The organism is Arthrobacter sp. 35/47 (genome assembly GCF_000520475.1).
GTDB classification, from domain to species: Bacteria; Actinomycetota; Actinomycetes; order Actinomycetales; family Micrococcaceae; genus Arthrobacter_D; species Arthrobacter_D subterraneus.
On sequence record NZ_KI914617.1, the window covers coordinates 74,136 to 95,858 of the forward strand.

The 21,723-nt window shown below is 66.7% G+C and carries 19 protein-coding genes, 2 tRNA genes and 1 pseudogene; 7 read left to right on the forward strand and 15 right to left on the reverse strand.

Annotation, left to right across the window (positions count from 1 at the left end):
- The first annotated feature begins 19 nt into the window (after nucleotides 1-19).
- From X803_RS0114515 to X803_RS0114535, 5 genes are all read left to right on the forward strand, one after another.
- Nucleotides 20-988: a hypothetical protein gene (locus X803_RS0114515; RefSeq protein WP_026545694.1), complete on the forward strand. Its 969-nt coding sequence runs from the start codon at nucleotides 20-22 to the stop codon at nucleotides 986-988.
- A gap of 27 nt (nucleotides 989-1,015) precedes the next feature.
- Nucleotides 1,016-1,669 carry a hypothetical protein gene (locus X803_RS0114520; RefSeq protein WP_026545695.1) on the forward strand — a complete coding sequence of 218 codons (654 nt, stop codon included), beginning with the start codon at nucleotides 1,016-1,018 and terminating at the stop codon, nucleotides 1,667-1,669.
- Between the two features lie 3 nt (nucleotides 1,670-1,672).
- A complete protein-coding gene (locus X803_RS21155; protein WP_051470785.1) occupies nucleotides 1,673-2,080 on the forward strand; it encodes a hypothetical protein in 408 nt (135 codons plus the stop codon).
- 168 nt (nucleotides 2,081-2,248) lie between these two features.
- Nucleotides 2,249-3,400, forward strand: a complete 1,152-nt coding sequence (gene asd, locus X803_RS0114530; protein WP_026545696.1) for an aspartate-semialdehyde dehydrogenase — start codon at nucleotides 2,249-2,251, stop codon at nucleotides 3,398-3,400.
- A gap of 95 nt (nucleotides 3,401-3,495) precedes the next feature.
- A complete protein-coding gene (locus X803_RS0114535) occupies nucleotides 3,496-3,924 on the forward strand; it encodes a hypothetical protein (protein ID WP_026545697.1) in 429 nt (142 codons plus the stop codon).
- Between the two features lie 182 nt (nucleotides 3,925-4,106).
- On the opposite strand, the gene X803_RS0114540 is transcribed toward X803_RS0114535, so the two are convergent.
- From X803_RS0114540 to X803_RS20305, 13 genes are all read right to left on the reverse strand, one after another.
- The gene (locus X803_RS0114540; protein ID WP_026545698.1) at nucleotides 4,107-5,180 is read right to left on the reverse strand and encodes a UDP-N-acetylmuramate dehydrogenase; all 1,074 of its coding nucleotides are present in this window, start codon (nucleotides 5,178-5,180) and stop codon (nucleotides 4,107-4,109) included.
- Nucleotides 5,177-5,617, reverse strand: a complete 441-nt coding sequence (locus X803_RS0114545) for a MaoC family dehydratase (RefSeq protein ID WP_026545699.1) — start codon at nucleotides 5,615-5,617, stop codon at nucleotides 5,177-5,179. Before X803_RS0114545 ends, X803_RS0114540 begins: the two co-directional genes overlap by 4 nt.
- A gap of 2 nt (nucleotides 5,618-5,619) precedes the next feature.
- On the reverse strand, nucleotides 5,620-6,069 hold the full coding sequence (locus X803_RS0114550; RefSeq protein WP_026545700.1) for an FAS1-like dehydratase domain-containing protein: 450 nt from the start codon (nucleotides 6,067-6,069) through the stop codon (nucleotides 5,620-5,622).
- Between the two features lie 189 nt (nucleotides 6,070-6,258).
- Nucleotides 6,259-6,492: a hypothetical protein gene (locus X803_RS0114555; RefSeq protein WP_026545701.1), complete on the reverse strand. Its 234-nt coding sequence runs from the start codon at nucleotides 6,490-6,492 to the stop codon at nucleotides 6,259-6,261.
- Nucleotides 6,493-6,501: 9 nt separating this feature from the next.
- Nucleotides 6,502-9,090, reverse strand: a complete 2,589-nt coding sequence (locus X803_RS20295) for an AMP-binding protein (RefSeq protein ID WP_253907490.1) — start codon at nucleotides 9,088-9,090, stop codon at nucleotides 6,502-6,504.
- 4 nt (nucleotides 9,091-9,094) lie between these two features.
- Entirely contained in the window at nucleotides 9,095-10,243 is a 1,149-nt protein-coding gene (locus X803_RS0114565) for an ABC transporter ATP-binding protein (RefSeq protein WP_026545702.1), read from the reverse strand.
- On the reverse strand, nucleotides 10,233-11,927 hold the full coding sequence (locus tag X803_RS20300; protein ID WP_051470786.1) for an ABC transporter permease: 1,695 nt from the start codon (nucleotides 11,925-11,927) through the stop codon (nucleotides 10,233-10,235). The genes X803_RS0114565 and X803_RS20300 overlap by 11 nt, the downstream gene beginning before the upstream one ends.
- Entirely contained in the window at nucleotides 11,924-12,952 is a 1,029-nt protein-coding gene (locus X803_RS0114575) for an extracellular solute-binding protein (protein WP_026545703.1), read from the reverse strand. The genes X803_RS20300 and X803_RS0114575 overlap by 4 nt, the downstream gene beginning before the upstream one ends.
- Nucleotides 12,953-13,164: 212 nt before the next feature.
- Nucleotides 13,165-13,731, reverse strand: coding sequence for a type 1 glutamine amidotransferase domain-containing protein (locus X803_RS0114580; RefSeq protein ID WP_026545704.1), 567 nt, complete (start codon nucleotides 13,729-13,731; stop codon nucleotides 13,165-13,167).
- Nucleotides 13,732-13,798: 67 nt separating this feature from the next.
- Entirely contained in the window at nucleotides 13,799-15,178 is a 1,380-nt protein-coding gene (locus X803_RS0114585) for a MinD/ParA family ATP-binding protein (RefSeq protein WP_026545705.1), read from the reverse strand.
- Nucleotides 15,179-15,320: 142 nt separating this feature from the next.
- Nucleotides 15,321-15,394 (reverse strand) — tRNA-Met (locus X803_RS0114590).
- A 56-nt stretch (nucleotides 15,395-15,450) separates the two neighbouring features.
- Nucleotides 15,451-15,522, reverse strand: a tRNA-Thr gene (locus tag X803_RS0114595).
- A gap of 153 nt (nucleotides 15,523-15,675) precedes the next feature.
- On the reverse strand, nucleotides 15,676-17,598 hold the full coding sequence (locus tag X803_RS20305; protein ID WP_051470787.1) for a DEAD/DEAH box helicase: 1,923 nt from the start codon (nucleotides 17,596-17,598) through the stop codon (nucleotides 15,676-15,678).
- Nucleotides 17,599-18,013: 415 nt separating this feature from the next.
- Here X803_RS20305 and X803_RS20310 point away from each other — a divergent pair, with 415 nt between their 5' ends.
- Nucleotides 18,014-19,789, forward strand: coding sequence for a BCCT family transporter (locus X803_RS20310; RefSeq protein ID WP_084033817.1), 1,776 nt, complete (start codon nucleotides 18,014-18,016; stop codon nucleotides 19,787-19,789).
- Nucleotides 19,790-19,854: 65 nt separating this feature from the next.
- Here the strand turns inward: X803_RS20310 and X803_RS0114610 are convergent, their stop codons facing one another.
- Nucleotides 19,855-20,499: an MOSC domain-containing protein gene (locus X803_RS0114610; RefSeq protein WP_026545706.1), complete on the reverse strand. Its 645-nt coding sequence runs from the start codon at nucleotides 20,497-20,499 to the stop codon at nucleotides 19,855-19,857.
- 24 nt (nucleotides 20,500-20,523) lie between these two features.
- Nucleotides 20,524-21,276: an SDR family oxidoreductase gene (locus X803_RS0114615; protein WP_026545707.1), complete on the reverse strand. Its 753-nt coding sequence runs from the start codon at nucleotides 21,274-21,276 to the stop codon at nucleotides 20,524-20,526.
- Between the two features lie 65 nt (nucleotides 21,277-21,341).
- On the opposite strand from X803_RS0114615, the pseudogene X803_RS22350 reads away from it, so the two are divergent.
- Nucleotides 21,342-21,723 (forward strand): annotated as a pseudogene (locus tag X803_RS22350) (amidohydrolase); the annotation flags it as partial.

The window sequence follows — 21,723 nt, forward strand, 5'->3', positions numbered from 1 at the left end:
GGGAAAGACGCGGGGAACAATGACTGGGACGCTGGGGGCCAACCCGGATCAGCTGCGCTCACTGGCGCAGCACTGCGGCACGGGGGCGCAGTCACTGCTGGACATTTCAGCCGGTGTGTCGGCCGTGATCAACAATCCCGGGTTCTGGAAGGGCAGCGACGCCGACCGCACCCGCCAGCAGTGGAATACCGTCCTCCGGCTGCAGATCCTGTCCGCTTCGGCGAGCCTTGACCGCGCAAAGTCGGAACTGCTGGAGCAGGCCGCCGACCAGGAGCGCACCAGCTCGGATGCTGACGGGCCCGGGGGTCCCGGTGGTCCCGGCGGTCCGGGGATGACTCCCGCGGGGTGGCCCGGGCAAACGCCCTCCCCGGGCGAGGATGGGAACGTTCCGGGACCGGACTGGCTCCTGGGACCGGACTCACCCTTCCGCGACGGCTGGGACATCTACCAGCTCATCAAGGCCTTCCCCAATATCCGTGCAGGCCTGTTCGACATCGGGGCCATGCTGACTCCTGCACTGCGCGGCGGGTTCCTGGACCCCACGGCCTGGACAGGGCTCCGCAGCTCCAACATGCTCAGCGGGTTCTTCAACACCTCCAGCGACCTGTTTGACGGCAACTGGCACACCGCCCTCAACCTCACGGAAGGCTCGCGTGCGTTCGCGGCCTTCGATGGGCTGGGCAAGGGACTCGGAGTGGTGGGCACCGGTCTTGACCTGTATGACACGGTGGTCCACTGGAACGAGGGAGACAAGGGCGCGGCCGCCTACTCAGGCGTGAAGACCGCCCTCGGGATCGCCTCGTTTGCGCCGCCGCCGGTCGGTACGGTGGCTATGGTCGCCAGCGGTGCCCTCGCCATCTATGACAACGTTCCGGTGGTACAGGATGCCGTCAACGCAGTAGGCGGCGCCATCGCCGACACCGCCGGCGATGTTGGCGGCGCCATTGCCGACGGCGCCGATGCGGTGGGCGATTTCTTTGGTTTCTAGGACGTCAATTTCACAAGGAGCAGCACGATGACCGAGACCGTGTCCAAACCCGGGCAGGCCGACACTCCCTATCCGGACGCCATCGGATTCGGATTCGCCGAGGTGGCTGCCCTGCTGAACCTTGCTCCGGGTCCCGCGGCCACGCAGAGCGCCGCGGCGCTCCGGGTTGCCGACGAAATCGGAGACACGCGCCTGGTTGCTGCGGGAGGCTCCTCACTGGTGGCGCGTGGGCTGGCGTTCGCCGAGCCGGACGGGGTGCTCTCGGTCGCCGGGCCGGTAGCCGCGGTCACCCGCGCACTGACGACGGCGCACCGCCGGATCGAGATCAGCCTCGTTGCGCCGGACTACTCCGACAGCGTGCTCTCGATCGAGTCGGACGACTATGACATCCTGATGCAGCCGCGCAGCCACCTCACCTGGTTCGCGATGGCCAAGCGGCCCGATATCACCGGCGCCGAGGCGAACTTCTTCATCGTTCGGTCGCACTGCGCCGAGCACCCCGACGGCGGTGCCATTGTCCGGAACCGCGAGACGCCCGACGCCGGCGAACTTCTCATCAAGGTCGAATCAGGCGCCTGGACGGTGGGGAGCCGGCTCCCCGGAGCCGATTCGGTGGAATCCGAACAGGGGCTTTCCGACGAGGACGTCCTGGCCCGGCTCCGCACACTCCGGCAGGACTGATCCATGGTGTACAACGCGGAGCGGGAAGCCCGTGACGCCGAAACGACGGCGGCACATGAGGCGCAGATCCGGCGGACCGGTGAGAAGCGCGTGCTGATGCGGGCGGTCACCGGGGAACTCGTCAGTTACACGCCCGAAGAGTACGGTGTGGGCCGGCTCGGCCTGGGTCCGCGCATCAACACGCGCTGGGGGCATCTGGTGTACGTGCTCGCCATCGGGGCTGTGATCGGCGTCTTCCTTTATTTGCCGCTTCACGGATTGTTCGTGGAGGGCGATCCGGAGTCCGGCTGGTTCCTGATTGTCCCGGCGCTCCTGGCCCTGCTCGAGGTGTACGCAGTGCGGAACCTCATCCGTGAGTGGCGCGCGCACAAACTGCGCGAAGAACGCGGGCTTCCGCGCCCCGCCTACTGAGCTCCACGCCGTTCCCGTCGCTGGATCCTGGCATGCCCCGCCAACTGAGCTCCACGCCGTCGTTCCCGCTGGACCCTGACCCGGCTGCGGTTCCCCAGGCTGAGGCGGAAGTTTCGCTGAGGATGTAACCGAGGTGGGCAGTTTGCCCCGCTCCCCTAAACTGGAAGCATGACAACCGCTGCGCACCTGCCCTCGTCCGTGCCCTCAGTCGGGCTCGTCGGCTGGCGCGGAATGGTCGGCTCGGTCCTGATGCAGCGCATGCAGGACGAGGGCGACTTCCGCCTCATCGACCCGGTCTTCTTCTCGACCTCCAACGCCGGTGGAACCGCTCCGGCGTTCGCGGAAGGCGCCGGCCCGCTGCAGGACGCGTACGACGTCGAGACCCTCGCCAAGCTGCCGATCATCGTCACCGCCCAGGGCGGCGGGTACACCTCCGAGGTGTACCCCAAGCTGCGCGACGCCGGGTGGGACGGACTGTGGATCGACGCTGCATCCACCCTGCGCATGGAGGAAAGCTCCATCATTGTGCTGGACCCGGTGAACCGTGACGTCATCGACGCCGGCCTGTCCCGCGGCGTACGGGACTTCATCGGCGGGAACTGCACCGTCTCCTGCATGCTGATGGGTCTCGGCGGTCTGTTCCGGAACGGCCTCGTCGAGTGGGGCACCTCGATGACCTACCAGGCGGCTTCCGGCGGCGGAGCCCGCCACATGCGTGAACTGTTGAACCAGTTCGGTTCCATTCACGGCGTTGTCGCCGGAAATCTCGCGGACCCGGCATCGGCCATCCTCGACATCGACCGCGCCGTACTGGCCCAGCAGAAAAACCCCGCCATGGACGCCTCCCAGTTCGGGGTGCCGCTGGCCGGATCAGTGATTCCCTGGATCGACGCAGACCTCGGCAACGGGCAGTCGAAGGAAGAGTGGAAGGCCGGCGCCGAAACCAACAAGATCCTCGGCAAGGACACCGAGGGTACCCGGATCCCGTTCGACGGGTTGTGCGTGCGGATCGGGGCGATGCGCTCGCACTCCCAGGCGCTCACCCTGAAGCTCACCGAGGACCTCTCCGTCGCTGAAATCGAGAACCTGATCGACCAGGACAACCAGTGGGCAACGGTGGTACCCAACACCAAGGAAGCCACCCTTCAGGGCCTCACGCCGGTGGCTGCCAGCGGAACGCTGGAAATCCCGGTCGGCCGCATCCGGAAGCTCGAGATGGGCCCGGAGTACATCAGCGCGTTCACAGTGGGAGATCAGCTGCTGTGGGGCGCTGCCGAGCCGCTGCGCCGCATGCTGCTCATCGCGACCGGCAACCTGTAAGGGCCGGCTCCGGGCGTCTCCCAGAAAGACCCCCAGCCCGACTTTCGAATCTGTGTACTAGAAAAATGTCGGTGGCGCAGGGCAGACTCTGCTGCATGAATCAGATTCCGGTAGAACAGGTCCTGGAGCGGTATTTCTCGGCAAGCGCTGCGGGCAGACACCCTGCCACGGTTGAGCGGTACGGGCGGGTACTTGCCCATCTGCGGTGCTTCCTTGAGCAGGATGGGGACTCCACCGTCAGCGCGGACGTTGGAGCGCTACTCGCTCTGGAGCGCCAGTTCGAGCCGGAGGGCGCCTTCGAGCGCCTTCTGGGTGCCGAACAGCTTGTCTACGCACTCCCCCGTTTCCTGAGCCCGCCCTGGCTCCTGCCGGATTTCCATGACCGGCTCGCACAGATCAGTCTGGTTTCACGGCTGGTGCAGTGGCTGTGCAGCCGTGAGCTCGTGGACAGCCGGTGGCACCGCCACGCAGTGATGCAGACCCGCGCTGCGGCTGAAAAGGCACGGCGGCGGGCAACCACGTGAAGGCGAGTTGGCCGGTCCGAGGCTGGCATGGGCCGTGCGCACCCGGTTCAGCGCGAGCGGGCCATGCAGCGATCACGCTGGCCCTGGCTGGGCGTGGACTCATTCGCGTTCGCACCGATCACTGCCTGATCCGCGGTCTCAGATCTGCGCACCTGCTAAGCGCGAGCCGAGGATGCGGGCGTTCAGTTCAGTGAGCAACCGATCAGGAGCGGTTCCGGATGCAGCCGGATGCCGAAGCGCTCTTCCACGCCGTCCGCTACCAGCCGCGCGATGCTCAACAGGTCCTCGGCCGAAGCACCGCCCCGGTTGGTGACGGCCAGCGTGTGCTTCGTGGACAGCGAGGCACGGCCGCCCGCGGCCTGGAAGCCGGCGTCGGCAGCAAGACCGAATCCCTTGCCGAACCCTGCCTGCTCAATGAGCCAGGCCGCGCTGAGCTTTACGGCGCTTCCGGGCATTGGATAGCGCGGGGCTCCCTCGGGCAGGGACGCAGCGTCCGCCGCGTCCACCACCGGATTGGTGAAGAATGACCCGGTGCTGTAGGTGTCGCGGTCGGCTGAATCGAGAACCATACCCTTGGCCGCGCGCAGCTTCAGGACGGCGCGGCGCACATCGGTGGCGTACGCCCGCTCCCCGACTGCAACGCCGAGTTCACGGGCCAGCTCCGCGTACCGCACCGGCGCGCTCATCCGGCCGAGCCCCAGCTGGAACTGCACCGTGAGCACCACAAAGCGGGGCGAGCCGGCATCAGTGGTGCGCTTAAGCAGGGAATCGCGGTAGCCGAACTTCAGGTCCGCGTTGGCCAGCGACCGGATGGACTGCGTCTGGCGGTCATAGGTGCGGACCATCGCAATGGTCTGTGACACTTCCGCCCCATACGCGCCCACGTTCTGCACCGGGACCGCGCCGGTGGAACCAGGAATCCCCGACAATGCCTCAAGGCCCGAATACGCGTGGCGCACGGTGTGTTCGACGAGCTCGTCCCAGGGCTGGCCCGCCTGAGCGGTGACCATCACGCCTCCGCAGGTGGCGTCGTCGTCGTTCACTGTGAATCCGGTGGTGGCAATCCGGATCACCGTACCGGCGAAGCCGCTGTCCGCCACCAGCAGGTTGGAACCGCCGCCGAGCAGCAGGAGCGGTTCGCCTGCGGCGTCAGCGGATCGGATCGCTTCGATCAGCTCAGCCTCGGTGCGGGCCTCAACAAGTGTGCGGGCGGGACCACCGACGGCGGACGTGGTGAAGTCGGCCAGGGAGGTCACCAGATCCGCACCACTGCCTGGGCCTTGACCAGAACCTTCTGCCCGCCCGCGGAGACCGTCAGGTCGATCCGGGCGGTCGAGTTGTCCGTATCAATCGCCCCGACCACACCGGTCACTTCCACGGTTGCGCCGGGAACCCCGGGCTGGGCAGTGGTGTCCTCGACGACCACCGGGCGGGTGAAGCGGGTCTGGTAATCGACGACGGCGGTCGGATCGCCGATCCAGTCGGTCACCACCTGGACCGCCGACCCCATGGTGAACATACCGTGCGCAATGACGCCCGGTAGACCCACTCCACGGGCGAAGGACTCGTTCCAGTGAATGGGGTTGAAGTCGCCGGATGCCCCTGCGTACTTCACGAGGTCCAACCGGGTAACCTCGATCGTCGAGCGGCCGATCTCCTGGCCTACCTCAAGGTCCGTCAGTGTGATGGCCATGGCTACTGATCCTCTCCGCGTACCAGGATGGACGACGTCGTTGTTGCTGTCTTCTCGCCCTCCACTGTGGAAATCTCGGCGCGGGTGGTAATCATGGCTCCCCCGCCCATCGCGCGGACCTGGTCCACGTGCAGCTCAGCCACCAGTTCGTCCCCCGCGACGATGGGCCGGTGATGGGTGAACCGCTGGTCGGCGTGAACCACGCGCGTGAAATCGATGCCAGCTTCCGGGTCATTGATCAGCTGCGCATCAGCCTGCTGCGCGACGATGATCGCAAAGGTGGGAGGCGCCACAACGTCACGGTGGCCCAGCGCTGCTGCCGCTTCGGCATCGAAGTGTGCCGGGTGCGTGGCCTTCACAGCATGCGCGAACTCGCGGATTTTCTCGCGTCCAACGGTATAGACCGCGGTGGCGGGATAGCTGCGCCCCTGGAGGTCGGGATTGATCGTCATGGAACTCCTTCTTGTTGGGCGCCGAATGACCGGTCCGCCGCTGACACGCTGTTACAACCCTAGCGGTTTGCCCTGTTACCCGGCGGTCGGCCTGGGTGCCCGGCTGGCAGACACGGGTAGCGGCTCAGGGGAGGCTTGGGCACCCGGCCGTCGAATACGGGGCGCCGCTCAGCGTCGCGGAACCGGCTCTCAGCGCTGCGTCGGATGGGAACGGCGGCGCGCATCCCGACCGCGGACCACAAGGCCCGCAAGGTGCGCGGCCATGCCGGCGATGATGATGGGCAGGGCGGCGAAAACGAGCGGGTCCGTCTGGAGCATGGCACCGGTGACCGCGAGCGCGATACCCACGCCGGTGAGGATCAGCGCCGTAATAACGAGCCTGCGGTAGAGCGGTGATCCCGTGTCCCAGGGCGTGTTCAGCATGCTTCCACCCTATCGAACCGGTCCCTGACGGTGCCCGGCACTGTCGAGCGCGAGTACCGCCTCCCGGCGCTGCCACGCGGTGCAGCGACGGAACAGGCCCGGCACGCGCATGACCATCGCCCAGTACAGCACTCCGGCAACGAGGGAAGCTGCCACAGCCACCCCGGGGTGCATGCTTTCCAGATGGGGGAAGACCAGCCAGTGCGTGAGGTAGATATACAGGGATGCGCCGGCCAGCACCGCTGTGATCCGCTGCAGTCCGCGCGGTACGGGCAGGGTGCGCAGCCACACCAGCAGCAGCATCCCGGTCAGGAGCGTTATTTCGCGCAGCAGGTCGCCGAAGAAGAAGCCGGGGACGCAGGCCAGCACGACGACGGTGATCAGTAGGCGGTGGGCTGCGGTCCTAGCCTGCGCAACTGCCCAGCCGAGGGCAAAGAGCCAGAGCGCGGGGGCCGTATTCGGGAGGTCGAGGTCAACGATGTTGAAACGGGTCAGGAGCCCGAGGGCGGCAAGGCCCAGCGGGAATCCGAAGGGGAACCGCCGCTCCAGCTGCGAAAGCTGCGGAATCGCCAGCAACGCGACCGCGCAGACCAGGAGATAGACCAGGACCTCAACAAACCAGAAATGCCATTCCGGAGTGACTTCCTGGGGGCCGAGGATGGCGTTCAGCAGGAAGATATTGGCAATGCTGTAGTGGTCGGTGATGACGTAGCCCACCGCGATCAGCGCCATACTCGGCAGAACAATGCGGCCGATGCTGGTCATCTGGCGCCGTAGCCGCTGTACCCGTTCCCCCTGCAGCTGGAAGCGCGCAAAGTTGTAGCCGGCTGCCGCCATCAGGACGTGCGCGGTCCCTTCCCAGTGAAACAGGCCGATGTGGGTGCTGATGATCAGGATGATCGCCACGGCGCGGAGCACAATGCTCGTTTCGACGGGCGCAACAAACCGCCGTCGCCGACGTCGCACGGAAGCGCCTGCTTCGAGTTCGGCGACGGATCGGAGGTGCCAGTCGGCCGGGAGCGCGCCCAGGGCTTTCTCGAGGCGCACCGAGGTGGCCACGTAGGACAGCGAGTCGCCGCCGAGGGAAACAAAGGTGCTGTCGTCGTCGACCGCCGGGATCTCCAGCTGTTCGGCCAGGATGGTGCGGACGTCCTGCGGCCCTTCGGCCCGGCCGCCGGTCTCCTGCGGAACGGGGGCAGGCTCCGCAAGGGCCAGCACTGCCTGGTAATCCGGTTTGCCGTTGCTGAGCCGCGGGATCTGGTCCACGGCATACATGTGCAGTGCCCCGCGGGGAACCCCCAGGTCCGGAGCCAGCATCTTCCTGAGCAGGCCGGGATCATGGGCGCCCTGGACGGCGATGACCAGCCGCTCGTCCGTGCCGGCGCACACCGCCTGCACACCGAGGTCCGCCAGAATCTGCTCCACGCGGCCGAGGTCCACGCGTAGTCCTGCGATCTTGATGAACCGGCTGCGCCGCCCCACCACCTCGTACAGGCCGTCGGCATGGCGGCGTGCCAGGTCGCCGGTCCGCAGCTCATGGACGGTGCGGCCGGAGCCGAGGTCCTCCGGCTTCTCCGCGTACCCCAGCATGACGTTGGGACCGGTGTAGACGAGTTCGCCGTCGTCGAGCCCGTCCACCGGGTCGATCCGGAAGGCCCCGCCCGGGACGGGAACGCCGATCCGGGCGGGTTGCTCGGCGGCCAGGCCCGGCGGCAGGTAGGCCATCCGCGCGGTGGCCTCCGTCTGGCCGTACATGACGAACAGGTCCCAGCCGCGCCTGCGGCCGAGTTCGGCGTACCGCCGCACCTGTTCCGGTGCCAGCCGACCGCCCGCCTGCGTCACGTAGCGCAGGTGCGGCAGTTCCATGTCCGCAAAACCCACGCGCTCGAGCAGGTCGAAGGTGTAGGGCACGGCGGCGAAGGTGGTGGCTTCCGTGCTGCGGAACAGCTCCCAGAAGCAGGGGTCCACCACGGACAGGTCGGTGAGTACCACCGACGCCCCGGTGAGCAGGTGGCTGTTGAGAACGGACAATCCGTAACAGTAGGACAGCGGCAGCGTGGTGACCGCCCGGTCCTGCGGCGAGATCCGCAGGTATTCGGCGATGGACGCCGCGTTCGCTTCCAGGTTCCGGTGAGAGAGCCGCACCAGCTTCGGTGAGCCCGTCGAGCCGGAGGTGCTCAGGAGGAGGGCGAGATCGGGATGCAGGTCATGCGCACTGATCGGACGGATCTCCCGGATGTGCGGCCGCCCGTTGCCGTCCCCCGCCGCCAGAATGACGTCGGGGTCAAACGCGGCCCGGATCGCTTCCGGTGCGGACGGTTTGTCTCCCGGCACCAGGATCACCGGGTGGCCGCCGGACAGCGCTGCCAGGTACGCGACGAGGCAGTCGACGTCGTTGGTTGCGCTCAGCAGGACCAGCCGCCGTTCGGTGCCAAGACGGTCCGCGACCGCTTCCACGCGCTGGGCCAGTTGCCGGTAACTGATCGTTTCGGTCTCCGTGACGATGGCCGGGGCATCGTTGAAGCGCGCCAGCGTTGCGGCAAAACCGACGGACCGGGGCGGGGCATCCAGCGGCCTGCTGGTGGTGATGATCGACACGGGATTACCTCAGTACGGTGATGGGGGACGGCGCCGGCGGCTGGGTGGGGCGGCCGGCGGTGCCGACAGGCGGCTCGGTGACGGCGCGGTCATCGACCAGCAGCGTCGGGGATGTTCCGGCCGCGACGGTCACATTGACCGGGGTGCCGGGCGCGTAGCGGATGTGATGCGGCTGCCAGGATCGCAGGGTGCGGCCGGAGGCCAGACGGATGTAGTGCAGCACAAAGGCGCCGCGGTACTCCTGGGAGATGACCCGTGCCGTTGCGGCCGGATCATGGGCGAGTGCAACTTCGTGGGGCCTGAGCACCACGTCGACGTTGACGTCACAGTTGGCCCACCCCGGCACCGTGGAGACCACCCCGATTTCGCAGGTCAGCAGCGCGTTGTGGACATTCGCCGGCAGGAAATCCGCATCCCCCATGAAGGAAGCCACAAAGCGGGTCGAGGGCTGTTCGAAGACCTTCTCCGGGGTGTCGGCCTGCTCGATGGCGCCGTCCCGCATCACCACCACCCGGTCCCCCACGGACAGTGCTTCCGTCTGGTCGTGGGTGACCAGCAGGCTGGTGGTGCCGGTTTCCTGGAGCACTGCGACGATGTCCGCGCGGACCCTCCCGCGGAGGGTCTCGTCGAGGCTGGAGAAAGGTTCATCCAGGAGCACGACGGCGGGGCGGGGCGCCAGGGCGCGCGCCAGGGCTACCCGCTGCTGCTCGCCTCCGGACAGTTCGTGTGGGTAGCGGGCGGCCAGATGGCCGAGCCGGACCAGTTCCAGGACCTCAGCGACGCGTTTCTGCCGCTCCCGGGAGGGCAGCCGGTTCAGTCCGAAGGCGACGTTCTTCGCGACGGTCAGGTTGGGAAACAGTGCGTGTTCCTGGAAGACCAGGCCGACGCGGCGGCGCTCAGGTTCCTGGTAGCGACGGCGGTCCGCGACCACCTCTCCGGCGATCGTGATGATGCCGGAGTCCGGGCGTTCGAGGCCGGCGATCATGCGGAGCATCGTCGATTTTCCGCATCCGGACGGTCCGATCACGGTAACCATTTCGCCGGGGGTGACTGTCAGGTCCAGCGACGTGGCTGCGTGGACCCCTCCGTAGCGGCGGCTTACCCCGGCCAGCGTCAAAGCGGGCGGGCGGGTGCCGTTGAAGTCACTGGTCATGAGTCACCGCCCCGGCCTTGAGCCCGGCGGACCGCCGGAACAGGAAGTACACCGGAATCACAGCGACGGCGACGATACCCAGGGCGGGCAGCGCCGCCTTCTCCCAGAAATTCTCCCGGGCGAGCTCGTAGACCCAGACGGAGATGGTGGTAAAACCGAACGGCCGGAGGAGCAGGACGATCGGCAGCTCCTTGACCGCGTCAATCGCCACCAGCACCAGTGCCACCGCAGCACCTCGCCGGGCCAGCGGGAGGTGGACGCGGGTCAGGAGCCGGCGCGGGGTGGACCCAAGGCTGAGCGCGGAGAACGTCAGCGCCGGTGAGATCTTCGCGAAGCTCGCGTCGACGGCCTGGTGGGCCGGAGCGATGAAGCGCACCACGTAGGCACAGAGAATGCCCGCAACAGAGCCGGTCACCAGCAGGCCCGTACCCCCGGGGACGCCGGCAAGTTCCAGCCATTCATCCACCCGGGCAAAAGCAATGAGCACGCCGATTCCGATCACCGCACCGGGGACGGCATAGCCGAAGGTGGTTGCCTGCGCGGCGACGGCCACCAGCGGCCCGCCGCCGAGGCGCTGGGCGTGCCCGATGGTGAGCGCGAGCGCGGCGCACACCAGCGCGGCCAATGACGCAACGGTCACGCTGTTCACGAGATACTCGACAAAACGGGGGTCAAGCAGCGGTTCCGAACCGCCGGCGGCCTCGCCCACAGCCCAGCCGGCCAGCTGGGCAACCGGGAGGATGAAACCGGCTCCAAGGACGCTGAGGCAGGCCAGTGCCGCCGCCCACCCGCGCCAGCCGGTGAGTCTTCTGGACTTGAGTCCCTCGCCCCGGCCGGGCTTCTGGTGGAACCGGGACCGGCCGCGCAGGAGACGTTCACCGGCGAGCACGGCAACAGCGAACACGAGCACCAGCACCGACAGCTGGGTTGCGGCGTGGAAGTCGAAGCTGCCCTTCCAGACGAGGTAGACGCCCACGGAGACCGTCTGCACGTTGAAGTACTGCACCGTCGCGAAGTCCGTCAGGGTCTCCATCATGACCAGGGCGAGGGCCGCGGCGAGTGATGGGCGGGCCATGGGAACCACCACCCGCCACAGCGCGCGTGAACGTCCGGCACCAAGGGTGCGGGCGGCGTCGTACGTTGTTGCGCTCTGCTCGACGAGCGCCGAACGCGCCAGGAGGTACACGTAGGGGTAGAGGGTCAGTGACATCACCACCACGGCGCCGGCAAGGGTCCGCACACCGGGGAGCCAGGCGCCGGGACCGAGCACGGTGCGCAGCATGCCCTGTACCGGACCGCCGACGTCGAAGGTGGAGAGGAACACGAAGCCGAGGATGTACGCGGGCATGGCAAGGGGCAGCACAAGGGCCCACGAAAGCAGGTTCCGCAGGGGGAAGTCATGCGCCGTCACCAGCCAGGCAAGTCCTCCGCCGATCAGGAGGGTGCTGAGGCCTACACCGCCCATCAGGAGCACGGTGGTCACGATCATCGGACCGATGTCCTGCGGGAGGCTGCCCGAGTTCAGGCTGCCGAGGCCATCAATCACGACCGCGGCCACGGGCGTGACCACCAGGGCTGCGGCCAGCAGCACGGCGGCCGACCACATCGGACGGCCGTTCCCGGTCAGCAGGCGCCGGCGCGGGCCGGATACACCCGCATCTACCAGGACAGCCGTTTCACTCACTTGTAGCCGGCCTCTGCGAGGACGTCGATCGCTTCCGCATTGAGGTCGCCGTACGCCTCGGCGTTCAGCGGCATGCGCTCGAACTCGCCGAACTCCGCGATGACGGGCTCAGGTTCGGCGGCCGGGTTCACGGGGAACTCGTGGTTTGCGTCGACGAAGGCGTTCTGCCCCGTGGTCGCCAGCCATTCGATGAGCTGCTGGGCCTGCGCCGCGTTGTCGGAATCGGCGACGATTCCAGCACCGGAAATGTTCACGTGGGTGCCGGCGCCCTCCTGGCTGGCCCAGTACAGGTCCACGGAGAGGTCCGGGTTCTCTTCCAGCGTGCGGGCGAGATAGTAGTGGTTGTTGATTCCGACGTCGCAGGCGCCGGCGTCGATGGCTTCCAGGAGCAGGACGTCATTGCTCATGATGTCCACGTTATTGGCCATCCAGCCTTCAACGATTTCCAGCGCCCGGTCCCGGCCGTGCAGGTCGATGAGGCTCGCCACCAGGGACTGGGTGTAGGAGGAGGTGGCGTCGCGCATGCACAGCCGGCCGTTCCACTTGGGATCCGCCAGGCCGGCGTAGCTCTCCTCGGCGTCGAACTCGGCCGGGTCCACATTGTCCGGGTTGTAGGTGAGGGTGCGTGCCCGCATGGCGAGCCCGTACCACTGCCCCTCGGGATCCCGCAGGTCTTCGGGTACGGCCTCGTCCAATGCTGCGGAGCTTGTCGGGGCGAGTACGTCCTGGCGTGCGGCGTTCCAGAGGTTTCCGGCGTCCACGGTCATGAAGACGTCCGCGGGGGTGTCGCTGCCCTCGGCCTTGAGGCGCTCGAGCAGTTCGGCGTCGTCGCCGGTGATGAACTCGACGGAGATCCCGGTTTCTTCGGTGAACTGGCCGAACGCGCCCTCGAGGTCATAGTGGCGGGCCGTGTAGATCTGCAGGTCCGCTGGAGCCTTTCCGATGCCAAGGACACCGCAGCCCGAGAGGGCCAGCGCGGGCACCATGATCGCGGTGCAGGCAGCAAGGAGCTTGGGTCGGGGCATGGTGGGGACTCCTGGTGGTAGCGGCGAGGGCCGCAGGCGTACTGAACAAAGGTAAGCCTAACCGAACCTGGAGGGGAGCTCCCAATATGTTGAGGAGAAAAACGTCACACCGCAGGGAGGCGGCCGCCGTCGTGATTAAAGTTTTTGTCGCCTATCTGCTGCTAAAACCGGCTCATAAGGGCAGATAGGCGACAAAAACTTCCAACAAGGGGTTAGGCTGTCTGGCCCTCGTGCGGCCCCTCGGCGATCTCCTCGAGAACCTTGTCGTTGAAGGCCGGCAGGTCATCGGGGTTGCGGCTGGTCACGAAGCCCGCATCCACGACCACCTCATCATCGGTCCATTCGGCACCGGCGTTCCGGAGGTCCGTTTCGAGCGTGTGGTACGAGGTCATCGACCGGCCGCTGACCACACCGGCTTCGATGAGCAGCCAGGGGGCGTGGCAGATTGCAGCCACGGGCTTGTGCTGCTCAAAGAAACCCCGGGCAAAGGCCTGTGCGTCCTTGTCCACCCGCAGATGATCGGCGTTGACCACGCCGCCCGGCAGGACCAGCGCATCAAAGTCCCCGGCCTTCGCCTGGTCAAGGGTCAGGTCCACCGGGAACGTATCCGCCTTGTCGGTGCCGTTGAAGCCCTGGACGGTGCCCTCGCTGGGAGCAACCAGCGTCGGCACTCCGCCGGCACCCTTCACCGCTTCCCAGGGGCTGGTGAGCTCAACCTGTTCCACACCGTCCGTGAGCAGGAAGGCCACTTTCTTTCCGGAAATATCGTGCATAGTCATGCTTCCTCCATTCCGTTGCGTACTACTCCAGCGTAGGAACAACGAAACTGCTAAGCAACCTGACTATCTAGAGTCCGTCCGCCACTGCGGCAGCCGCCGCCAGCCAGGCGGCCTGGGTGGCCGGCTTCAGCGCACCCCACCGGATCCGCCCCTTCAGCAGCGCAACGTCATACGGGATGGTGACGGCACTGCGGGCAAGCTGCGTAAAACCGTCCGCGATGTGCTGTGCCTGTGCGGCGGTTCCGTTCTTGTCGGACTGGCTGACAATGACGACGGCGTTCTGTGACAGTTCCGCGTACTTCCCGCCCCGTGCGCGCAGCGCCTCGAGCAGCAGGGCTCCAGCCTCCGCGTGCTCCTCGAGAGTGGTGGTGGCGATGACCAGCTGGTCTGTGTGGTGGATCATCCGCAGCCAGCGTTCCGCGGTTTCGTCGTTACCGGAGTCGACGAAGTTCAGGCGGAAGTACTTGGACGCCACCTCGTGGAGGGCATCGAAATCGTCTGCGGTGACTTTCTGTTCCGAGGCGAGCACGTCCGGCTTCGACCGCAGGACGTCATACTTGTCTTCGGTCTGGTGGTGCACGTACCGGGCGAGCAGCGCCGACTGCGCCGACGGCGCCAGCAACTGGTTGGTCTCCGGCAGGAGGTCCATCACCGAGGAGTTGTGCGGGCCCTGTTCGGTACGCCATCCCAGGGTGCCGCGGGTTTCATTGTTGTCCCAGGCGAGTACCGGTCCCCCGCCGTTCCGGGCGAAGACGGCGGCGAGCATCACAGTGGTGGGCGTCTTGTTGGCGCCGCCCTTGCCGTTCACCACGGACACGGTGCGTGGGCCGGGCCAGTGCTGGCTGACGGCACGGGTGTGCGCGCGCGTGGTCAGCTCCTTCTTCGAGGGCCCCACCCGGATCCCTATCCGGGACAGCAGCCCCCGGAACCCGGTCTCAGCGGGCACGGTGCCGTTGTCCGGGGCCAGGAAGGACCGACGCCGGCCTCCCGCTGTCTCCTGCCGGCGGGCCTGCCGCGGCGGGTCGGCGGGTGCGGTGGATGCAGAGGCAACGGCCGTCGTTGTACCGGTTCGGGTTTCGGGCTGCATCCTGTCCTCCGATGCGCTGGACGGGGCGGATGATGCTCTGGACGGGGCGGATACGGGCATCTGCGGCAGCTCGGCGGCCGGTGCCTGCTCGGGAAGGACTACGGGAACCGACATGGTGCGGATGCCGTGGGCTGATTCGTCGAACCGGATATCGAGCACCTGGCGCTGGACGGTGTCCTCGGCTGCGCTCTCCTGCTGCACGGGCGGCGCCTGCGGAGCCGGTGACAACCGGTCGGCAAACCGGGGAACCTCGGAAATGGGTCCGGTGCCGGGCTCGCGGCCCGAGCGGCGCCTGCTTGCGCGGGTTGGAAAATCTTCCGGGTTTTCGCCCGGTCCCCAGGCTGAATCGTTGTCAGTCATGGTTCCTGTCCTGTCGGGATGCCTCGCGACCATACTATAAGGAGGCTGATCAGATCCCGCTGCCAGCCCGTCCCCGGGCAGCTATACCCGGAGAAAAACAACAGGCCGGCAGCTCCTGAATGAGCCGCCGGCCTGCTACCTGTAGCGGTGGCGGGACTCGATCCCGCGACCTCACGATTATGAGTCGTGCGCTCTAACCAGCTGAGCTACACCGCCACAAATGAGACTGCCCGCATTCAATCTTACGATCTGCAGCGGGCCTCCCATTTGAGAGCCCCCCACCGGAATCGATCCGGTGACCTCGTTCTTACCAAGAACGCGCTCTACCACTGAGCTAGGGGGGCAACAGCAGAAAACTTTACCAGTTAAAACGCGTGCTGAAAAATCGGCTTCCGGGGCGCTTTCCGCTTGCTTTCCCGACCCCGGAAACGACGACGCCGGCCTCCCGCAACTGCGGAACGCCGGCGTCGTTTCATGGCACTAGAGAGCGCCTGCAATCACCACTTCTCGCGGCGCCCGGTACCGGCGCCGGCACCCTTCTTGTGGCGCGGCTTGCGGTCATCCGAGGCAGCCGAGCGGTCGTGACGGAAGTCTCCCCCACGGGAGTCATCGTGCGAGCGCTCCGCGCGGTAGCCGCCGTCGTGCCCGCGGTCGCTGCGGAAGCCTTCGCCGCCCTTGCGGTGCGGTTTCTTGAAGTCTCCGGCAGGGCGCTCGCGGTTGGGCTTGCGGCCCTTGTCCAGTTCGAGGTGGATCAGTTCGCCGCCGATGCGGGTCTTGGACAGCGCGCGCCACTGGTCCTTGGAGAGCTCTGCGGGGAGCTCAACCAGGGTGTGGTCCGCGCGGATGTCAATCCCGCCGATCTGCGACGACGACAGTCCGCCCTCGTTGGCAATGGCACCGACAATGGAGCCGGGCATCACGCGCTGGCGACGGCCGACGGCGATGCGGTAGGTGGCATTTCCCTCGGTGAGGGTGCGCGTGGGCCCGCGGGACCCGAACGCGTCCTTCCGTCCGCCTGCGCGCTCCTTCTGGCCGACCGGAGCCTGCGGGAGGTCCTTGACCAGGATCGGGTTGCCGCCCTGCGCCATCACGGCAAGTGCAGCGGCAATCTCGGCGGCCGGAACGTTGTGCTCGTTCTCGTAGTTGGAGATCAGGTCGCGGAAGATCGAGACATCCTCGGTGGCGAGGGTTTCCGTGATGCGCTCAGCGAACTTGTTCAGGCGCAGTTCGTTGACCGTCTCGGTGGAGGGCAGGTGCATCTGCTCGACCGGCTGGCGCGTTGCCTTCTCAATGGAACGCAGCAGGTACTTCTCACGCGGCGTGATGAAGAGGATCGCGTCACCCGAGCGGCCGGCACGGCCGGTGCGGCCGATGCGGTGCACGTAGGACTCGGTGTCATGCGGGATGTCGTAGTTGACCACGAGGGAGATCCGCTCGACATCGAGGCCGCGGGCTGCGACGTCCGTGGCCACAAGGATGTCGATCTTGCCGTCGCGCAGCGCCTCGATGGTGCGCTCACGCTGCTGCTGCGGGATGTCACCGTTGATGGCGGCAGCCTGGAAGCCCCGGGAACGCAACTTGTCCGCCAGGTCTTCAGTGGCCATCTTGGTGCGCACGAAGGCGATGATTCCGTCGAAGTCCTCGACCTCAAGGATGCGGGTCATCGCGTCGAGCTTGTGCGGGCCCATCACCTGCAGGAACCGCTGCCGGGTGTTGGCGCCGGTGGTGGTCTTGGACTTGACCGTGATTTCCTGCGGGTTGTTCAGGTACTTCTGCGCGATCCGGCGGATGGCGCTCGGCATGGTCGCCGAGAACAGCGCAACCTGCTTGTCCTCCGGGGTTCCTGCGAGAATCTGCTCCACGTCGTCGGCGAAGCCCATGCGCAGCATCTCGTCTGCCTCATCGAGCACGAGGTACTGCAGGTTGGACAGGTCGAGCGATCCCTTTGACAGGTGGTCGATCACGCGTCCCGGGGTACCGACCACAACCTGCGCGCCGCGGCGCAGGCCTGCCAGCTGCGGGCCGTAGGCGGATCCGCCGTAGACCGGCAGCACGGTGAAGTTGTCGATGTGCTTGGCGTAGGAGGCAAACGCCTCCGCGACCTGGAGCGCGAGTTCACGGGTCGGTGCGAGGACCAGGACCTGGGTGAACTTCGCGGGACCGTTCAGATCGGCGAGCTCGGCCATCTTTGAGAGAGCAGGAATGGCGAACGCGGCGGTCTTGCCGGTACCGGTCTGGGCCAGCCCGACGACGTCGCGCCCTTCCAGCAGGGCCGGAATGGTGGCTGCCTGGATGGGAGAGGGCTTTTCGTAGCCGACGTCGGACAGTGCGGCAAGCACGCGCCCGTCGAGGTTGAAGTCGGCGAACGTGATGTCGGGGGTCTCGGATTCGAGGGTGTCTGCGGGCAGGTTTTCAGGCATGGGGAAGTTGACCTTCGCTAGGGAGCCGGACGGCTGAGATGAGCCGTATGAACAGGGATCCAGTGCTGTTTCAATCCCGCGGCTGGACCATGCATTCCTTCTCCGGCCGCTATCACAGCGGTGAAGAGCAATGCTCTGAGACCGGCACTCCCTGAATGAATCTGCCCGCTTGCCTATTCGCAGCGGGCCCCAACACAACCAATCCATGCCTCTACAGGGCAGGAATCAAGGGAAAACCGGTGTGGGGGATGTTTCCAGTGTACCCTACCGGGCTCCGCAGCCTGTGCCGCGGAGCGCCAATCAGCACGTGAGCCTGCGCACAGCCCCCGATCGCCCGCGGCATTTCTTGATTTACGCCCCTGACCGCTGACAGCATGGACCAAACCGTCCGCAACCCCCAACCAAAGGAACACTCATGAGTGCACCTCCTGAAAACAAGACCTCCAAGAGTTCGAAGGGCGCCCCAGGGGGAACGGCGACCCACGGTTTCATCCCTGCGCCGCGCATCTTCTGGCCCGCGCTCATCATCATCCTGGCTGCCGCCCTGACCGCCATCATTCTCCCGGAACCAACCGGCGAAGTGCTGTCCGCCGCCCAGACCGGCGTGGTCTCTGTGTTCGGTCCGTACTATCTGCTGGCTGTGGCGGGCTTTGTGGTCTTCGCCGTCTGGATGGGCGTCAGCCGCTTCGGAGATATCAAGCTGGGCAAGGATGACGGCGAACCGGAGTTCAAACTGCTTTCCTGGTTTGCCATGCTGTTTGCCGCCGGCATGGGGATCGGCCTGGTTTTCTGGGGGGCCGCTGAGCCGCTGACGTTCTTTGTCAATCCCAAGCCCGGCGTCGAAGGCGATGCCCGCGAGCTCGCCAATGCCGCAATGACCCAGACCTACCTGCACTGGGGTTTCCACGCCTGGGCGATCTACGCCGTCGTGGGGCTCTCGCTCGCCTACGCCATCCACCGCAAGGGACGGCCGGTGTCCATCCGGTGGGCCCTGGAACCGTTGCTCGGTGACCGGGTAAAGGGCCGTGCCGGTGATGTTATCGACATCATCGCGATTGTGGGAACTGTTTTCGGCGTAGCCACCTCACTGGGCCTCGGCGTACAGCAGATCGCTGCGGGCCTGGTGCACCTCGGGGCTTTCGGTGAATCCACCGACGCGCTGCTGGTGGGCCTCATCATCGTGATTACCTTCATTGCGATCCTGTCCGTCGTCAGCGGGATCGGCAAGGGCATCAAGTGGCTGTCGAACATCAACCTCGGAATGGCCGCCGTCTTCCTGGTCTCCGTGCTGCTGCTCGGTCCCACCCTCTTCCTGTTCCGTGAGTTCGTGCAGTCCGTTGGCGGCTACCTTCAGAACGTCATCGGCCTGTCCTTCGACTCAAGCGCGTTCGCCGGCGAGGCGGGCCGGGAATGGCAGGGCTTCTGGACCGTCTTCTACTGGGGCTGGTGGATGTCCTGGGCGCCGTTCGTGGGTCTGTTCATCGCGCGCATCTCCCGCGGCCGCACCGTCCGCGAGTTTGTCCTGGGCGTTCTGCTCGTCCCGTCGATGGTGAGCTTCATCTGGTTCGCGGTGATGGGCGGGACGGCGATCGACCGCGCGTTTGCGGACGGCAACGGCGGATTGTTCGATCCTGAAGAGGGCATCGTGTCCGAAGAGGTGCTGTTCAACCTTCTGGAAGGGCTGCCCCTGGGCGGAGTGCTCTCCGTCATCGCCGTGGCACTGGTGGCCATCTTCTTCATCACCTCCTCCGACTCCGGTTCGCTGGTGGTGGACATGCTCGCCTCGGGCGGCCTGACCGATCCTCCGAAGTGGAGCCGCGTACTCTGGGCCGCGCTGGAAGGCGCCCTCGCTATCGCCCTGCTGCTGGCCGGCGGTCTGGCCGCCCTGCAGACCGGGTCCATCCTCACGGCACTGCCGATCAGCGTGGTCATCATCGGGATGTGCATTTCGCTCTACAAAGCCCTGAACGCCGAGCATCAGCTGCTGGTGCGTGCCGAGCGGCGGCAGCGCCGTGAGGAACTCGAGCGTGAGATCGGTGAAAGCGTCACCGTGCAGCTGTCGGAGAACTTCAGCGAGCATTTCGGTGACCAGGTGGACGACCGCATCGAGACGGCCCTGCCGAGCGAAATCGACACGCGTCCCCGGCCCTGGCTCCCCCGCCGCCGGTCGAAGCCCGGCTCCGTCCGCTGAGGACGCGGTTCAGCCGGCGCTGAAGTTCAGTCGCCGCTGAGCACATGCAAAGGTGCCTGCCTGGGTCAGGCGGGCACCTGCCGGGCCCTTGCGAGGGCCCGGCGGACGTCCGGAGTGAGCTGCGCACCGCCGTCGTACGCATCCTGCAGCCGCCCCGCCTGCTCCACCGTCAGGCCCGCGAAAAGCTGGCCGATGGTCACCCCGTGCTCCGGCCGGTGCACGACGACGACGGCGTCCCCCGCCTTGATCTGCCCGCCCCTGCGCACGCTCAGGTACGTGCCGACCCTGCCTTCCGCAGTGAAGCGCTTCACCCAGTCGGGCTCCCCGAGATAGCGTGCGAAGTTCATGCAGGGCGTGCGCGGTTCGGTGACTTCGAGGAGCACCTCGCCAATGCGCCACTGCTCGCCGATCACGGCCTGCGTGGCCTCGATCCCGGCAACCCGGAGGTTCTCGCCGAACCTGCCCGGCGCCATGTCCCGGCCCAGTTCAGCCGACCAGAAATCGGCGTCCTCCTGGGAGTAGGCGTACAGAGCCTTGGACGGGCCGCCGTGGTGTTTGCGGCTTGCCTGGATGTCACCGGTCAGCCCGAGCGAATGGACCTTCACCGGCCCCTCCGCCGGGCGCTTGTCGATTGCCGTCACACCGGTGGAGTCCCGGGTCGGCAGAAGGGCGTGGACTCGGCACACGGCGAGGAGAATTCCGGCGGTCATACAGGAATCGTATGCCGGACGAAGTCAGGACGCTGAGAACCCGCCGTCGGCCTTGATCAATTGTCCGCTGATCCACCGCCCGGGGGATGACAGGAGGAACGCCACGACGGCAGCGACGTCGGCTGGCGTCCCCAGCCTTCCGGTCGGCTGCTGGGCCGTAAGCGCCTCCCGCACCCCGTCGGTCATCCAGCCGGTGTCCACCGGGCCCGGATTCAGCACGTTGGAACTGATCTTCCGCTCCCCCAGCTCGCGCGCCGCCGCAATGACAATCCGGTCAAGGGCACCCTTGGAAGCACCGTAGGGAAGGTTGTGCACGGTGTGGTCGCTGGTCAGCGCGACGATAGCGCCGCCGTCGTCGGGGCACTGCTGCGCAAAGGCGCGGATGAGCTGCCAGGCAGCGCGGACATTCACGGCGAAGTGCCGGTCGAAGCTCTCGACGGTCGTGTCGAGGATGGACGAGTCAACGCTCTCAGCGTGCGAGAGCACCAGCCCGGAGAGGGGCCCGAGTTCCGCGGCGTTCCGGATGAGGACATCGGGCGTCCCGGGCTGTTCAAGGTCCGCGGGAAGGAGCATCACCCGGGATCCGATCGCCTCGAGTTCCGCCGCGAGGTCCCGCAGCTCGGCGTACGGGTCCTCGGTGGAATTGACCCGCTGGTCATAGGGGTGCCAGTAGGAAAGCGCGAGGTCCCAGCCTTCCGCCGCAAGTGCCCGGGCAATTCCGGCGCCGATTCCCGCGGAGCGTCCCGCACCGGTAATCAGGGCAGATCGTTGCATCATCGAATCAGTGTAGGCAGACGGTAAGTTTGACTGTGACCCCCACCACCGGCGAAAGGTCTATATCCATGACTGTGACAGCAATCATCAACGCCCACGTCGTACCGATCGAAGGCGAACCCTTCGACGGAACCGTCGTCATCGAGAACGGGACCATTTCCGCGCTGGGAGCGGACGTGACTGCTCCGGAGGGGGCCGACGTCCTCGATGCCGCCGGAAAGTGGCTTCTTCCGGGCTTCGTGGACGCGCACGTGCACCTGGGCACCCATGAGGAGGGCGAGGGCTGGGCCGGGGACGACACCAACGAGATGACCGACCCGGTCACGGCGGGCGTCCGGGCACTGGACGCGGTCAACCCGTTTGACCCCGGGTTCGACGACGCCCTCGCCGGTGGCGTCACCTCGGTCAACGTCAACCCCGGGTCCGGCAACCCCATCGGCGGACTGGCCG

Coding starts and splice junctions, on each gene's coding strand:
- X803_RS0114515 (WP_026545694.1), top strand. CDS start 20: ATGACTGGGACGCTGGGGGCCAACCCGGATCAGCTGCGCTCACTGGCG.
- X803_RS0114520 (WP_026545695.1), top strand. CDS start 1,016: ATGACCGAGACCGTGTCCAAACCCGGGCAGGCCGACACTCCCTATCCG.
- X803_RS21155 (WP_051470785.1), top strand. CDS start 1,673: ATGGTGTACAACGCGGAGCGGGAAGCCCGTGACGCCGAAACGACGGCG.
- asd (WP_026545696.1), top strand. CDS start 2,249: ATGACAACCGCTGCGCACCTGCCCTCGTCCGTGCCCTCAGTCGGGCTC.
- X803_RS0114535 (WP_026545697.1), top strand. CDS start 3,496: ATGAATCAGATTCCGGTAGAACAGGTCCTGGAGCGGTATTTCTCGGCA.
- X803_RS0114545 (WP_026545699.1), bottom strand. CDS start 5,617: ATGGCCATCACACTGACGGACCTTGAGGTAGGCCAGGAGATCGGCCGC.
- X803_RS0114550 (WP_026545700.1), bottom strand. CDS start 6,069: ATGACGATCAATCCCGACCTCCAGGGGCGCAGCTATCCCGCCACCGCG.
- X803_RS0114555 (WP_026545701.1), bottom strand. CDS start 6,492: ATGCTGAACACGCCCTGGGACACGGGATCACCGCTCTACCGCAGGCTC.
- X803_RS0114565 (WP_026545702.1), bottom strand. CDS start 10,243: ATGACCAGTGACTTCAACGGCACCCGCCCGCCCGCTTTGACGCTGGCC.
- X803_RS0114575 (WP_026545703.1), bottom strand. CDS start 12,952: ATGCCCCGACCCAAGCTCCTTGCTGCCTGCACCGCGATCATGGTGCCC.
- X803_RS0114580 (WP_026545704.1), bottom strand. CDS start 13,731: ATGACTATGCACGATATTTCCGGAAAGAAAGTGGCCTTCCTGCTCACG.
- X803_RS0114585 (WP_026545705.1), bottom strand. CDS start 15,178: ATGACTGACAACGATTCAGCCTGGGGACCGGGCGAAAACCCGGAAGAT.
- X803_RS20305 (WP_051470787.1), bottom strand. CDS start 17,598: ATGCCTGAAAACCTGCCCGCAGACACCCTCGAATCCGAGACCCCCGAC.
- X803_RS20310 (WP_084033817.1), top strand. CDS start 18,014: ATGAGTGCACCTCCTGAAAACAAGACCTCCAAGAGTTCGAAGGGCGCC.
- X803_RS0114610 (WP_026545706.1), bottom strand. CDS start 20,499: ATGACCGCCGGAATTCTCCTCGCCGTGTGCCGAGTCCACGCCCTTCTG.
- X803_RS0114615 (WP_026545707.1), bottom strand. CDS start 21,276: ATGATGCAACGATCTGCCCTGATTACCGGTGCGGGACGCTCCGCGGGA.